We start from the raw sequence: 14,645 nt of genomic DNA, 5'->3' as shown, positions 1-14,645 counted from the left end.
CAAGAGTCAATTTGCTTCTAAAAGTCCCCCAGAATTGGGGGACCAACGGGGGCTTGGATGTAGCAAATGAGACTTCTCAGACAACCTCTTAGGGTAAGCGCCAGAAAAATTGAGCCAAAATGTGATATAGGACAATAATTATGACCATATTAAGCCTTGATTATCAGCACTATTGCATACTTTTATCAATAGTGTTGATAATTATGCTCCATTATTAATTTTTGCCTTTACCCTGAGAGGGAACTAACAATGACTCTTCTGTTGATAATTATAATTCTTATGAAGCACTTGAGATTGAAGGGCTGCATCTCACTGTCTTGATGGAGTTGATCATGGCGGGAACCACGGCAGTCGTTCATGGGGGAAACCCCCAAGACCACACCGGTAGTCCCTGATTACTCAAGCCTCCCGAAGCTCTACTGGCTGTATGGCTCATCATTACTAGCTTTGCAACTTTTTAGATCAGATTTTGCACATTTTTTTTTTCTAGGGCTGAGTCTTAAATATAGGGGTGCGTTCCACGTCGCCTCAAAACTTAAATAGTCCACGAGGATCATTAATTTCTCACTCATACCCCACATTCCACCTTCAGAATGGGTCAACTTGAGAAATATACACATTCTTGTGAACTATTCTGCTTATGGAGCTTGGAGTAATGTCTAGAGTAGATTTTGTTGGAAGTGAGTTATTGACAGATAGTGGGATATTAATCCTGGATAGGGCATTGGATCAGGCTCTATCAATTTTGGCTGATTTTGCAACAGATGAGTCGTTTGAGCAGAAGATTATTGAAGTCTTTGGTGATCAGTTTGATACCCAGAAGCTAGATGAGTTACGTCAGAATTTTACCTCAAGCAGCTTAGACTGGTTACCAAAATTTGAGATTCGCTCTGCTGATGAACTAAATGGAGCAAATGCTGCATTTGCGGCAAGTAACAACAGAGTGTACCTTTCACAGGATTTTATTAGTGCCAATAGCTCTGATATTCAGAAAACTACGGATGTTCTCTTAGAGGAGCTAGGTCATTTAATTGATTCAACTATTAATACTGAAGATACACCTGGAGATGAGGGAGAGTATTTTAGCTATCTAGTTCAAGGTAAAGAATTAGATTCAGAAAAAGTAGCAACTATCAAAAGCGATCAGGATTTTCTGTCTCTTCATTTAGATGAATCAAGTACACTTTTATATGAAACTCAGACTTTCAGACCAGAAGAAATTGAAGGAAAATTATACGTGGCGGCAAGAGACCTTGCTCGTTTTCCAGTTGGAACTCATCAATTTTTAATAATTGAGATTTTTAATATTGATAGTAATTTATCAAAATACTTAACTGAAAATTACTCTGATATAGATATTGAAATTGAAAATTTCAATAATTCAAGTCAACAACTGAGCAAGAACTACATAGTCATTGGTGCTCATAATCCATCTGATAGGCTTCAAGTAGAATTTTCCAGAGAATCAGATCTTGATGCAGCTCGTGAAAAATTTACAGGTAAACGTGAAGCTCTAATATCGTGGGACCCTGAGTTACATGAAGTTAAGTTTTCAGATAGTACAAGCGTATCATCTGATTTTATTTATGACTTACTAGATGCTGTCAGAGCTTATACCTTAAATGAGAGTGAGATACCTATATACTACCCTGATATATTAGGTTCAGGGGAACCTGGATGCGCAGCAGATTCAAAAAACCATAAGTCTAAAGAAAAAGCTATAAATTTGGGCTTTCCTTATACAGGTGATTATGTAGAAAAGCCCGTCAATAGTAATAGTTGGGCACAGTCTATTGTTCGTTTTGTAGGTAAAAACAGAAAAGAAAAAGTAAATTTTCCCGAAAATTATATGGGATTTGATTGTCTTTCTGAAAACCGGATTGATAATTGGTATTTCACTTTATCATCACAATCCAATAGTGCAGGAACAACAATTGCTGATGCCTTAGATTCTAGCCTTACGACGTTAGAAACACTCACAGAAGATAAATGGTCATCAGTGTTTTCATCAAGTCCAGTACCTTTTTCCAATCAAGAAGACGTAGAACTCAAATCTTTTTCAAGTTCAAGCTCTGAGCTTACTCCTGTTGAAAATAGCCGATCGATTCAGGTTGAAGCTTCTTATGATTCTGTTGAAGAACAAAAGCTGAACCAAACAGCTTATTATGATGTAGAGAATGATTCAATATTGGTTTCAGTAGAAGCAAACTCTTCACTACCGAAACCTATAAATTTTCTTGGTGAAATCAGAAATACACTGGTTCCTATTTTCAGGCAATTGTCGAATGAAGATAACTTAGAATCCGTCCAAAAATTACTTGTTGATGCTCTTGATTCTGATGGCTTAAATCTTGTTGATAGTGAGGATGATATTGAGGTGACAGGAGATATCAATGGAGATTTTGCTGTTAACCTTTCATTAAACTCGGATTTACCACTAATTGAAAGATCTCTAAGTGCAGACTTCGGTTTGCCCTGGCTTGGATTAGAAGTTGTTGATGGTGGGACTGTCAAAACAGCGTTCAACTATGAGTTCGACTTTTCATTCGGACTTCGAGATGGTGAATTTTTCTTTGATACTCCAGAAGAAGAAGATCTTTCAATCAGACTTGATACATCGATCCCTGATGTAGATTTTAATGGTAACTTGGGCTTCTTTCAGTTTAATATCACTGATGAGGATACAGATACCAATTCAGACAATGATGGAGTTGATATTGATGGCGATGGACTTACTCCTAGTAAAGTCAGCTTAGGGGCAGCAATTGACTTAGATTTTTCCGATGAGAGTATTGCCATTAAAGACTTTAACCCTACAGGAGAAGCTGATATCAACCTTAACTTAAAAACAAGTTTTGATGATTCTGTCGTTCTGCCCTCTATTGAAACGGATTTAGACATTGATCTTGATTTTATTAATGAAAGTGATCCTGAAATTACATTTAGGGATGTTCAGCTTGGGTTAGGAAGCTTTCTCAGTCGTGTTGCTGGTCCTACCTTTGATGTTATCCAGGAAGTAACGGGCACTTTCCCAATTAAAAAAATAACAGATACGCTTGTAAAAAAACAGTTTCTTCTTTGGAGAAAGTCCCTGGCTGAAGTTGCGGAAAAGGCTGGCTCATACTTTTCAGATGTTTACTTCGATCCACAAACTCTAGAGTTTATTAAAGTTGCTAGTGAAATAGCTGAAGTCGTTAATTGGATTAACTCTATTTCAGCAGATTCCCAAAATACAAAGATTAACTTTGGAGACTTCACTGTTAATGGTGCAGAGGTTCAAAATGGTGGGCTTGAAAGTGTGTCTCCTATTCTATCCGGTGAAGAAACTGATGATTTTCTAGATTCTTCAGAGAACGTTATTAATGGATTTACTTCAACCTTAGAAGATTCTTCAACAAATCTGACGTTCCCAATCCTAACGGAACCAACTACAGCCTTCAACCTTTTACTGGGGAAACCTGTTGATTTATTCAACTTAGATCTACCCGTTATAGGTTTAGGGTTTGAATATACCTCACCACAATTTCCTATCTTTGGCCCTCTCTCTGTTCAGATTTTAGGTAGAGCTGGAGCTGCGGCTAACTTAGACTTTGGATTTGACACCTATGGTCTAGAACAATTTAAAGCCAGTGGCTATCAAGATCCATCTTTGATTGCCCAAGGACTTTACGTCGCTGATCTGCCTACTGATTCAGTACCACAGCCTCTTGATGGTAGCCGAGAAGGGGGATTTGCCGCTGGTTTGGGGGCAGGAATTGCAGCAGACGTAGGCATTGATTTAGGGATATTGAGAGCTAGTGTTGAGGCGGGGATTGCAGGAACAACTTATTTAGACCTTCTACCAGACGAATCAAACCTCCCAGATGACGACCCACGTAAATACAGAGAAGGTAGAAAGCACATTCTTGATTTTGATAACCTTGGCTGTGTATTTGAACTAGAAGGAGGTCTGGATGCAATTCTAGGAGCCAAGATTCGGATAGGCTTCGGGCCTTTTAGCTTTAGCAAGCGAATTACTATTGTTAGAGAAACCTTGGTAGATTTCCATGCTGGATGCTCTGATGGCGATGGTGATGGTGCTATTGAAGAAGATGGCATCCTTAAACTGAAGACCAATGGTGGTAATGACTTAGTTCTGGTTAACCACATTGATGGTGAATTGGGTGCAGAGACTATCGAAGTTGAATCCTATGCTGTAGAATACCAAGATACTGAGAACGGAGAAATCTCTGGTCAAAATGAACCGCGAGGTAATGCCTCTTACAACAATATTAAACAAATAGAAGGTAATGGAGGCAAAGGTAAAGATCGTATCGAGATTGGAAATACGGTCTTAGCTCCTACCTTTATTAAAGGTGGCGGGAATGATGATGAGCTATTCGGTGGAAGTGGTTTAGATACACTTGAAGGGAATGACGGAGATGACTTCCTATCTGGAGGAAAAGGAAATGATGTACTCAAGGGTGGCAAGGGAAACGATTTCTTTGAGGGAGGTGAGGGTAACAATACCATTGATGGCGGTAAAGACGATGATGGGAAAGACGTTGATGCTATTAGTTACGCCAATGAAACTGAGGGAATCACGGGAAAACTTGCCCCAGATGCAGATGGGAAGATTTATGTGAAACGAGCCAATGGTCAGACTGATACAATAATCAATGTTGAGCAGTTTGATCTAACAAACAAAGATGATGTCATGACTGGCACCGATCAGAATAATGAAGTTATTGACGGTCTAGATGGAAATGACAAAATTTACGGTTTGGGCGGTGATGATTTCCTTATTGGTGGTCTTGGTGCAGATTTGATTGATGGTGGTGAAGAAGGAAAGAAGGGAGATGGAACTAGCTATATCAAGGGAGATAGAACTAGCTATATCAAGGGAGATGGAACTAGCTATTTAAATTCTTTTGCTGGTGTGAGAATTGATTTAGAGACAGGCTTTGCTACAGGTGGAGAAGCAACAGGTGATCAGCTAATCTCTATCGAGCATATCTTAGCAACAATACATCCAGACGATCTCAGAGGTAACGAGAAAGCAAATATTTTAAACGGCTCAGAAGGTAATGATGTTATAGAAGGTCGTGAAGGGGCTGATCAACTTGATGGTGGGGGTGTTCGTGGATTCTTTGGGAGTTCTGATAAAGATGTACTTTCTTATGAATCTTCTTCAACAGGTATAGCAGTTAGTCTCAAAGATGGTAAGGGTACTGGAGGAGAGGCAAATGGAGACAGTATTGCTTTTGCATTTTTTGAAAAAACTTCTGAGTTCAGCAAGTACAGTTCCTTTGAAAACCTGACAGGTTCAAATCAAGATGATAACAAACTGGAAGGTGATTTAGGTCACAATGAAATACGAGGTCTTGAGGGTAATGACAACTTATATGGTGATGGTGGTAATGATACGCTAATTGGTGGAGTAGGAGCTGATAAGTTTAACGGTGGAGAAGGAGAAGACTGGGCTGACTACAGTGAAGCTCTTTCCAGTGTTGGTGTTGACTTAGCCTCTCAAGGATTTAGGGGAGAAGGGACTGGTGATACTTTTGAAAAACAAAATAGCCAGTCAACAACTGAAAACCTAAAGGGTTCTCCATACGGGGATACCTTCTTTGGAGATATTGGCAATAATGATATTGATCCAGATATAAGCAGTGGTGAAACTGACTTTGTTGATGGAAGAGAAGGAGATGACCTCTTAATTGTCAACTATGGTATCAGGAATGACTGGGGGAGTGGCATCACTGGAGGTTTCGACAGCGATAATGCAACGTCTGGTTATATTTCTAGACAAAGAACAGATTTAAATGGTCAGCAATTAAATGATGCTATTAGTTTCTTTAACATTGAACGAAGTCAAATAATTGGCACGATTCAAAGTGACAATATCCAAGGTGGTGGTGGTTTTGATACTATCTTTGCTGGGGTTGGTGATGATCTAATTAGTGGTGGTAATGGAAATGATAGGATTCAAGCTGATGATGGAGATGATATTTTAATTGGAGGAGCTGGTGCTGATGTGCTAGATGGTGGTGAAGGTCAAGATACAGCTAGCTATGAAAATGCCCGTTTCTCAGGTGTATATGTTGACCTAGAAAAATCTTTTCAAGAATTTGTATATCTGAACCCATTCAGCGATGCTGCTGGTGATCAACTCATCTCAATTGAGAACTTACATGGTTCTATATATGATGATTGGTTATTCGGTAATAATCAAGCTAATCAGCTTTATGGAGATGCAGGAAATGATAACCTGACCGGGAAAGGCGGTGCAGATACATTAGATGGTGGAAGTGGTATCAATACAGCTTCTTATTCTAATTCCCTTGAAGGTGTCAGGATTAACTTAGAAACTGGAAACATTCTAGGTGGTGATGCTGAAGGTGATACTCTCATTAATATCCAAAACATTACAGGTTCTAGTCAAGACGATTCTCTTGCTGGTGATTCTAGTAGTAACAATTTAAGAGGGTTAGAAGGTGATGATCTACTTCAAGGCAACGGTAACAATGATACTCTCTTGGGAGGTGATGGTAGCGATACTTTAGAAGGGGGTTCTGGTAATGATGTCCTAAAAGGAACTTCAAATAGCAACAATGTACAAGAGGTTGATGTTCTCACTGGTGGGGATGGTGCTGACGAATTTTATCTGGGGAATAGCTCATCAGATTACTATAAAGCTTCGGACAGCTACGCTATTATTACAGACTTTAATCCTTCTGAGGATACTATCCACCTTTATTTTACAGAAAAACGTTGTAGTCGGTTATTGCCTGATTACTACTTGGCTTCTACAGGGGATACTTTACCAACAGGAATAGGAATTTTCAGCCGTGGTTCTCGTGAGACAAACAAAGATGAACTAATTGGAATTATTCAAGGAGGTTTCGAGCTAGATCTTCAGGATGATTACTTTAGCTTCAACAAAGTACATGAAGAATACTGCAATATTTTAGAGTAAAAATAAATCCTCAAGTTCTGTTTGAGTGCATCCCAGTTTTGTAAGACTCAAGTTGAGAATTGCAAATTCATATTGAATACCTTAATTGGAGAGGTAAAATGAAATCAATAAAAATTGAGAGCTTGTTGTTCATATTAACGAGCATCTTAACATTTATTCCTTCGCAACCAGCAACAGGTTTTGATGTACAACAAAACAGTTCCCCTAATCTTTTAATTGACTTTTTGTTGGGTGATACTACAGGACTTAGTGATTTTAAAGTTGAATTAAATGGAGATTCAAGAGGATTTGGTGTTTTTGAAGATGATCCATTTAGATTAGAATCGGGTATTGTATTGAGTACAGGAAAAGTCAATGAGATTGTCGGCATTAACAGTTTTGATGGAGAAAATCCTAGTTTTACACAAGATTTAAGTACAGATTTTGGTACTCCAGGTGAAGATATAACGTCATTGGTTATTGAGTTTGATGTTAGTTCAGAAAAAGATACTCTGTACTTTCAATATATATTCGGATCCGAAGAATTCATTGAGTATGGTGGAAGCCCTTTCAATGATTCATTTGAATTTCTGTTAAATGGGGTTAACCTAGCAACATTAACTGATGGTCGTCCAGCAACTATTAACCAGTTATTTTTCGATCTTGAACCAGGTATTGAAAGCGAAACTGACCCATATCATCCTGATTTTATCTATAACCCTGTTGAAACAGGTTCAGTTAGTAATCTGACAAAAATAGATGGCTATACACGTCCTTTACTTTTCTCGGGGGCACTACTACAAAACTCACGCAACAGACTTGAAATTAAGATTCAAGATGTCAGAGATGGGATATATGATTCTGCTGTTTTCCTGAAAGCTGGAACTTTTGGTACTGTGAAACCACCTTCAATTGTTGGTGATGGCCTTGATGGTGCTTTAGATGATGAAAGCAATCTGAAAGTGCCAGAACCAGCGTCTTCATTAGGGATGCTTTTTCTTGGTGGATTGCTTCTGACTGGACTTTTAACCAGAGATTAGTTTTAAAATAAATTTTTTGGGGAATGATATACCAGCCCGAACAGTTACGACCCCGAACACTTGAGACCTTTGAATTCTCTCAATTTCAAAAGACTTTGGCAGCTTTAATTTAAAACAAGATCTCCTCCAGAAGTCAGCATAAATATTCATCTTTAAAAAGACTGTTTCATCTACAAATTTTTTCAAAAATTATGGAACATTAATGTCAGAGTAAGCGCAAGAAAGAGAACGCTATTTTGTGCTAGCAGCCGATAGTTATCAATCAACCCTGCCTTGTCTTGATGCAGCCCCTCCCCATGAGCGACTGCATCAGGACAAGGTCAAAAACTGTAATCCTGGTTTACAATTCCTACACGAAACGCTATAATTCAAAAGAACTTTCACCTGGTAATTGCAAATTGCTATAGCAATCCGTGTAGGAATTGTGATAATTTTTATTCCCTACTCCCTACTCCCTACTCCCTACTCCCTGCTCCCTGTTCCCTTTGCTATATGCAAATCCAAGACTACTTCAACTTCCTAGCCTCTGATGATATCCGCATCAAAGGTAGCCGCATTGGCATCGAAAGTGTCCTCTACGAATACATCTATCGTGCCAAAACCCCGGAAGAAATTGCCGAACAATTTGATACCATTACCTTGTGTTGATGCAGTCGCTCATGGGGGAAACCCCCAAGACCGCGCTGCATCGCTAGAAGAAGTCTACGCCACCATCCTCTACTATCTACACAACAAAGAAGAGGTCAGGGCTTACTTGGCTGACTGGCTAGAGTTTTGCCGTCAACAACGAGAACAGCAAAAACGTAATCCTTCCCCTGCACGGCAGAGGTTTCGGCAATTAAAAGCAGAAGCAGATGCTCAGCAAGAGTCTACTAAATCAGTTAAGGCTGTAACCTAAAACGCATTTGAAATAGGTTTTAGGTAAGCATTCAGCTATCAGCTATCAGCTATCAGCTATCAGCTATCAGCTATCAGCTATCAGCTATCAGCTATCAGCTATCAGCTATCAGCTATCAGCTATCAGCTATCAGCTATCAGCTATCAGCTATCAGCGATTAGCTATCAGCGATTAGCGCTACGCCCACGCTACGCGAACAGTTTTCAGCTAAAGGCTAAAGGCTGACCGCTGACCGCTGACGGCTGACGGCTGACTACTGACCGCTGACCGCTGACCGCTGACCGCTTACCCCGACTCCCGACTCCCGACTCCCCAAAACCATTAAGAACTGCCATAAAATGGCATAATTGCCTGATGCCCAAATAAATAATAGGGTAATCCAAGATAATGTGAAGGTAATCGACATCTGTTACCTTCAGGCCATGACCGAAGGACCAAACCGCGATCAGACTAGTCGTCTGGTCTTATTCATTACCCTCTGGCTCAGCTTGTTTGTTTTATCAGTCAAGGTGTCAGCAGCTTGGGCTACCCAATCGCTCAGTCTGATGGGGGAATCTCTGTTCACCCTATTAATTTGCTTTAATACCCTTGTCAATTTGCTGATGATCACTACCTTTGACAATTCGCCAGATCTGTCAGTCTATGGTCATGGTAAACGGGAAACGGTGATTACCTTTGTGCTAATTGCCTTTTTTGGCTTTGCTGGGGGAAATTTGTGCTTACTGTCCTCTCAGCAGTTACTAACCCTGATTCAGGGAGGAACCTTAACTATTGGTGTCCGGCTCAGTTTACCCTTAGTACAGCTGTTGGGAGCAGTATTAGCCATGAGCCTTGGTTGGTCTTGCCTGATGGTTTACCAAGCTAGAGTGGTCAGGAGTCCTACCCTACGCTTTCAGGCGGCTCAAATGCTTCAGGATGTGGGCTTAACTATACTAGTACTCGGTGGGCTTTGGGGCGTTTCCCAAGGTTTCCTATGGCTGGATCCACTGTTGAGTAGTGTGCTGGTGCTCTTTGCCGGGGCAAATTGTTGGCAAGTTATCAACTGGCAATTGCCCCTGCTAGTCAAACAAAATCCCATTGATCCAGAAGCGATCGCTCACATAGCCCATCAAGTTGGAGGTGTCACTCGCTGTGATCAAATTCAGTGCCGGGGTGTTGTAGGACGCTTCATGTATGTTGAAATGCATTTGGTAGTGCATCCAGAGTTTTCAGGAGTCATTTCCCTGATTGCTGAACGGATTCAGGGAGGAATTCAAGAACGCTACGGACCCGTACAAGCTATTTTCCACATCGATGATGATTTAACAGCATCCTTACGATGGAATGGCTCGAACCGAAACCAACAAATGAACGGTAAAGATGAACCAGATGGGGAGTAGGGAGTCGGGAGTCGGGAGTCGGGAGTCGGGAGTCGGGAGTCGGGAGTCGGGAGTCGGGAGTCGGGAGTCGGGAATCGGGAATTGGGAGTCGGTTAGTGGTAAAGATGTAGTGGTTTAGCCCAGGTCTGGTAGCGGTGCGACCCCGCGCTTTTTCACAGCGCTAGGGAACGCGCACCGTAAGGTTTCGGGAGCTAAAATCACTAGCTGTGTACCACTCCAATTTTTTGCCTCTTGCCTCTTGCCTCTTGCCTCTTGCCTTAGTGGTGCGTTACGGGGCGGACTATCTCAACGCTGGCTACAAGGTTGAAGATGAGGGCAAGTCCGCCCCTAACGCACCCTACGCACTGTTCCCGATTCCCGATTCCCGATTCCCTATTCTCTCGAATAAACTAATCTACTATAATAGTTTATTGCCCAAAAATTAATACTTAAGCAGACAGCTGCTAAAGTAAACAGAATGTAGGTGGGAGCCATCACTACTCCAATCATCAACCAACTATACACATGGAATAGCATTGCAAAAGCTGGGATGCACGCAACTAAAGCAGCTTTCCGCACCTGAACTTGGGGATAACCAATCACAGTAAAGATGATGGTTTGCAAGGTCAGCAGCAAGTTAGCAGGAACTAAAATGGCACAGATCGCTACACAATGGTTACGGGAGAAATCACATAGGATATTAAAATCAAACATTTTAAAATTGCTAATATTATCGTAAGCATTCAGCCGTGAGCTAAAAGCTCACGCTACGCGAACAGCCGTCAGCCGTCAGCATTAGGCTCACGCTACGCTAACAGCTTTTTGGCACAGGCTTTGGCCTTGGCCTTTCGGCCACGCTACGCGAATGGCCACGCTGTGCGAACGATGCTGGGACTTCACTCAGCATTATTCCAATGCTTACTTGTTGTCTTGATGCAAAGCGCGAGTGGGGGAAACCCCCAAGACCGCTTAGGTGCGCTTACAGTCGTCGAATTAAATTCGCCACGGGTCGCACCTCTGCATCGCTTATTCAAAAGCTGAGAGCTGAGAGCTGAGAGCTGATAGCTGAATACTTACACATTTCCTTATCAGTTTATACTCAAAGGTTTCACAGACATTGGGAATTGCTCAATATAGCATTTACAAGTCTCCCCCCTCTCCCCACAATCTTCTCCCGACTCCCGACTCCCTACTCCCTACTCCCGACTCCCTAAGAAGCTAATCAAAGGGATAAGCCATCCGATAGGGATCAACAATCTGGTCAAACTCAGTAGCAGAAACATAGCCTAATTCTAGGCAAGCTGCTTTCAGGGTAAGGTTCTTCTCAGAAGCATGGTGCGCCACTTCTGCGGCTTTGTCGTAACCGATGATTGGACTCAAAGCAGTCACTAGCATCAGGGACTGTTCCAGGAAATACTGGATTTTCTCTCGATTCGGTTCCAGTCCCTTCAGCAGGAAGTCAGTGAAATTGTTGCAGCTGTCAGCAAGTAGATGGACAGATTGGAGCAAGTTGAACACAATCATCGGCTTAAAGGTGTTCAACTCAAAGTGCCCCTGAGCACCAGCAAATGCGATCGCACTATCGTAGCCCATCACCTGAGTAGCAGCCATAGTCATCGCTTCGCACTGGGTCGGATTAACTTTCCCTGGCATAATCGAAGACCCTGGCTCATTGGATGGCAGTTTCAGTTCTCCAAATCCGCACCGTGGTCCACACCCTAGGAAACGGATATCATTAGCAATCTTCAATAACGAGCACCCTAGGGTTTTCAGGGCACCGCTAGCCATAACCATGTCATCATGAGCTGCTAGAGCCGCAAACTTGTTAGGAGCAGACACAAAGGGCAAGCCGGTCAACTTAGCAATATGCTCAGCAGCCTTTTCAGCAAACCCCTTGCCAGCATTTAAGCCAGTGCCGACAGCGGTTCCACCAATCGCCAACTCGTATAAGCCAGGAAGCACAGAGTCTATCCGTGCTAAATTAGCATCTAGCTGGGCAACGTAACCGGAAAACTCTTGACCCAAGGTTAACGGTACAGCATCTTGAAGGTGAGTGCGCCCAATTTTTGCTATATTATCCCATGCTTTCGCTTTCTCCTCTAGAGCATCCCGCATTTTCTTGACTTTGGGCATCAGTCCCTCATGAAGCGCTACCGCTGACGCGATGTGCATGGCCGTGGGAAAGGTATCATTAGAAGATTGGGACATATTGACGTGGTCATTGGGATGAATGGGTTTTTTGCTACCCATCACCCCCCCAGCTAGTTCAATAGCACGATTAGCAATCACCTCGTTCACGTTCATGTTGCACTGGGTACCACTACCAGTCATCCAAACACGGAGAGGGAAGTTACCGTCTAGCTGGCCTTCGATGACCTCTGTTGCTGCTTCAATGATTAACTGAGCTTTATCCTCTGGTAGTTTACCCAGTTCACAGTTAGTCAGAGCAGCCGCTTTTTTCAGAATAGCCATCGCTGTTATGACTTCCGGAGGGATAAAGTCTTGTCCAATCGAGAAATATTTTAGCGATCGCTGAGTTTGAGCGCCCCAATACCGATTAGCAGGAACTTCGATTTCCCCCATGCTATCGGTTTCTGTTCGCATCTTAGTCATCAGTGATATCAACTCCCCTTGCTTCCTTCGTTTATGGTATAGCACGGGGAGTAGGGAGTAGGGAGTAGGGATGCATGGCTTTTATGGTACTTCATGCTATGTTTAAAATGGCGATAGATATCAGCAACTTTGGTAATCGTTTATGGCTGTATTAAAACTTGATTATGATTTCCAAATCAATCATTAAAACCAATCTTAATTTATCATAAAAACCAAGACCAATCGGCTCTAGTTTAGACTGTTACCTGTTATCTTTGTATAGATTACCTCTTATAGTTAGTTTCAACTCAATAGAGTTTTTTATATAATAAGTGTAAGATAAATTCTAAATTATTAATTATTAATTCTAAATTCTAAATTCTAAATTCTAAATTCTTAATTATTAATGATGGAAGAATGGTTAATTTACAAGGAGTTTCGGTTTGAAGCTGCTCATCGCCTTCCCCATCATGACGGCAAATGTAGTCGGTTACATGGCCATAGCTGGGTGGGGCGAGTTTATGTCAAAGGTAATCAACTGATTGAGGAGGGTTCCAAACAGGGGATGATAATGGACTATGGAGATATCAAGACCTATCTCAAGCCTCTGTTGGATAACTTTTTGGATCATTATTACCTCAATGAGACAACCGGCTTGGAGAATCCTACTAGTGAAGCGATCGCCAAGTGGGTTTTTGAGCGACTTGAAGAAGCAGGTTTACCGGGATTGTATGCCGTTGAAATTCAAGAAACCTGTACCTCTGGTACGCGATATAGCAGAAGTCAGAAGTCAGAAGTCAGAAGTCAGAAGTCAGAAGTAAGCTATGACTAAGTTTCGGAGTTTAGTAATGTCAAACATCTGAAGGCGTAGTGCTATAGCGGTTTTTAGCATCATGAGGTACAAAAAATTTTACCTTTTTCCTCTTCGGACTTCACTAATTTATGCTCCCTGCTCCCTGCTCCCTGCTCCCTAAAAGCCAACAAATGTACCTTACTAGCTTAAAATACGCTATATAATTATCCTGAGTCAACAGCTTAGCTACCCGAATAGGAGTTGCCAACCGACAAATGCGATCGCTAAATCTGCAAGAACATGACTAACATAACCAGACCAGATTGAACGGTAGGTTAGATAGCACCACGACCATACCGCTCCAGCCATGAACACCCCTAATGAGCCAAGTATGACCACCAGCCAATCCTGGGTATAAAAGGTTAAAGCAATAATGTGATGGAGGGTAAACAGCAATGCACAAAGCAATACTGACCCAAGTCCGGGGATGAGAATCTGGCACTTGCTCCAGACAAACCAACGCCAGATATACTCTTCCAGGAAGGCATTAATAAAAGTCCAATACATCGCCCCGAGTACATAAATGTATGCACTAGTTATGCCAGCTTCTTGGGCTTGACTTTGAACATCCGTCTGATCAATCCAGTGCTGACCAAAAAGCCAATAAGCCCCAAGGATGATCCCAAACATCACCAGTCCCAAAATAGTTCCAGTCAACAACTCCTGTCCCTTCGGCAAGGATAAACGTAACTTGCCACGATCCACCCAGAAAAACCAAGCAAGAGGCAGTGCTAGTAACCAGACTTTGCAAAATGAGAATATTGCCTGCCCTAATGATCCTGGAGCAATATATAGTGCCATTGCTATACCGATACTCCCAGCAGGAACTAGCAGTAGCAAAGCCAATAGTGGATTTTTACCAGAGTCAGTCTTGAGCATTGAAAATTCTCCGGTGGTAACTTTATTGGTTATGCTAGAAGCTTTGCTGCAAACTATCGGTACGTTCTGTGCCAGTTGTACAACTTTC

The 14,645-nt window shown here is 41.8% G+C and carries 9 protein-coding genes and 1 pseudogene; 7 read left to right on the top strand and 3 right to left on the bottom strand.

Annotated elements, in window-relative coordinates; all coding sequences use genetic code 11:
* Nucleotides 1–655 precede the first annotated feature (655 nt).
* The 3 genes and pseudogenes from LYNGBM3L_RS14720 to LYNGBM3L_RS14710 all read left to right on the top strand — a co-directional run bounded on the left by LYNGBM3L_RS14720 (nucleotide 656) and on the right by LYNGBM3L_RS14710 (nucleotide 8,875).
* Nucleotides 656–6,958, top strand: a complete 6,303-nt coding sequence (locus LYNGBM3L_RS14720; RefSeq protein ID WP_161603167.1) for a calcium-binding protein — start codon at nucleotides 656–658, stop codon at nucleotides 6,956–6,958.
* A gap of 98 nt (nucleotides 6,959–7,056) precedes the next feature.
* The gene (locus LYNGBM3L_RS14715; protein WP_008184654.1) at nucleotides 7,057–7,977 is read left to right on the top strand and encodes a choice-of-anchor L domain-containing protein; all 921 of its coding nucleotides are present in this window, start codon (nucleotides 7,057–7,059) and stop codon (nucleotides 7,975–7,977) included.
* Between the two features lie 492 nt (nucleotides 7,978–8,469).
* Nucleotides 8,470–8,875, top strand: a pseudogene (locus tag LYNGBM3L_RS14710) (DUF433 domain-containing protein).
* A 203-nt stretch (nucleotides 8,876–9,078) separates the two neighbouring features.
* Here the strand turns inward: LYNGBM3L_RS14710 and LYNGBM3L_RS48660 are convergent.
* Nucleotides 9,079–9,210, bottom strand: coding sequence for a hypothetical protein (locus LYNGBM3L_RS48660; protein WP_267872036.1), 132 nt, complete (start codon nucleotides 9,208–9,210; stop codon nucleotides 9,079–9,081).
* A gap of 12 nt (nucleotides 9,211–9,222) precedes the next feature.
* Here LYNGBM3L_RS48660 and LYNGBM3L_RS14705 point away from each other — a divergent pair, with 12 nt between their 5' ends.
* The 3 genes from LYNGBM3L_RS14705 to LYNGBM3L_RS40745 all read left to right on the top strand — a co-directional run bounded on the left by LYNGBM3L_RS14705 (nucleotide 9,223) and on the right by LYNGBM3L_RS40745 (nucleotide 10,679).
* Complete coding sequence (locus tag LYNGBM3L_RS14705) at nucleotides 9,223–10,254, top strand: cation diffusion facilitator family transporter (RefSeq protein ID WP_008184650.1); 1,032 nt, start codon at nucleotides 9,223–9,225, stop codon at nucleotides 10,252–10,254.
* Nucleotides 10,235–10,372: an AraC family transcriptional regulator gene (locus LYNGBM3L_RS40750; protein WP_131827141.1), complete on the top strand. Its 138-nt coding sequence runs from the start codon at nucleotides 10,235–10,237 to the stop codon at nucleotides 10,370–10,372. Before LYNGBM3L_RS14705 ends, LYNGBM3L_RS40750 begins: the two co-directional genes overlap by 20 nt.
* Before the next feature lie 88 nt (nucleotides 10,373–10,460).
* Nucleotides 10,461–10,679, top strand: a complete 219-nt coding sequence (locus LYNGBM3L_RS40745) for a hypothetical protein (RefSeq protein WP_131827140.1) — start codon at nucleotides 10,461–10,463, stop codon at nucleotides 10,677–10,679.
* A gap of 772 nt (nucleotides 10,680–11,451) precedes the next feature.
* Here LYNGBM3L_RS40745 and fumC read toward each other — a convergent pair.
* Nucleotides 11,452–12,846 (bottom strand): class II fumarate hydratase, encoded by a 1,395-nt coding sequence (gene fumC, locus LYNGBM3L_RS14695; protein ID WP_008184647.1) that lies wholly within the window; start codon nucleotides 12,844–12,846, stop codon nucleotides 11,452–11,454.
* A gap of 388 nt (nucleotides 12,847–13,234) precedes the next feature.
* Between fumC and queD the strand changes: the two genes are divergently transcribed.
* Entirely contained in the window at nucleotides 13,235–13,657 is a 423-nt protein-coding gene (gene queD / locus LYNGBM3L_RS14690) for a 6-carboxytetrahydropterin synthase QueD (protein WP_131827399.1), read from the top strand.
* Nucleotides 13,658–13,864: 207 nt separating this feature from the next.
* On the opposite strand, the gene LYNGBM3L_RS14685 is transcribed toward queD, so the two are convergent.
* Nucleotides 13,865–14,557: a CPBP family intramembrane glutamic endopeptidase gene (locus LYNGBM3L_RS14685; protein WP_008184641.1), complete on the bottom strand. Its 693-nt coding sequence runs from the start codon at nucleotides 14,555–14,557 to the stop codon at nucleotides 13,865–13,867.
* Nucleotides 14,558–14,645: the final 88 nt, after the last annotated feature.

The sequence above is a fragment of the Moorena producens 3L genome, assembly GCF_000211815.1.
GTDB lineage: Bacteria > Cyanobacteriota > Cyanobacteriia > Cyanobacteriales > Coleofasciculaceae > Moorena > Moorena producens.
The sequence above is the reverse complement of the archived record's forward strand: the minus strand, read 5'-3'. Positions and strand labels throughout refer to the sequence as shown.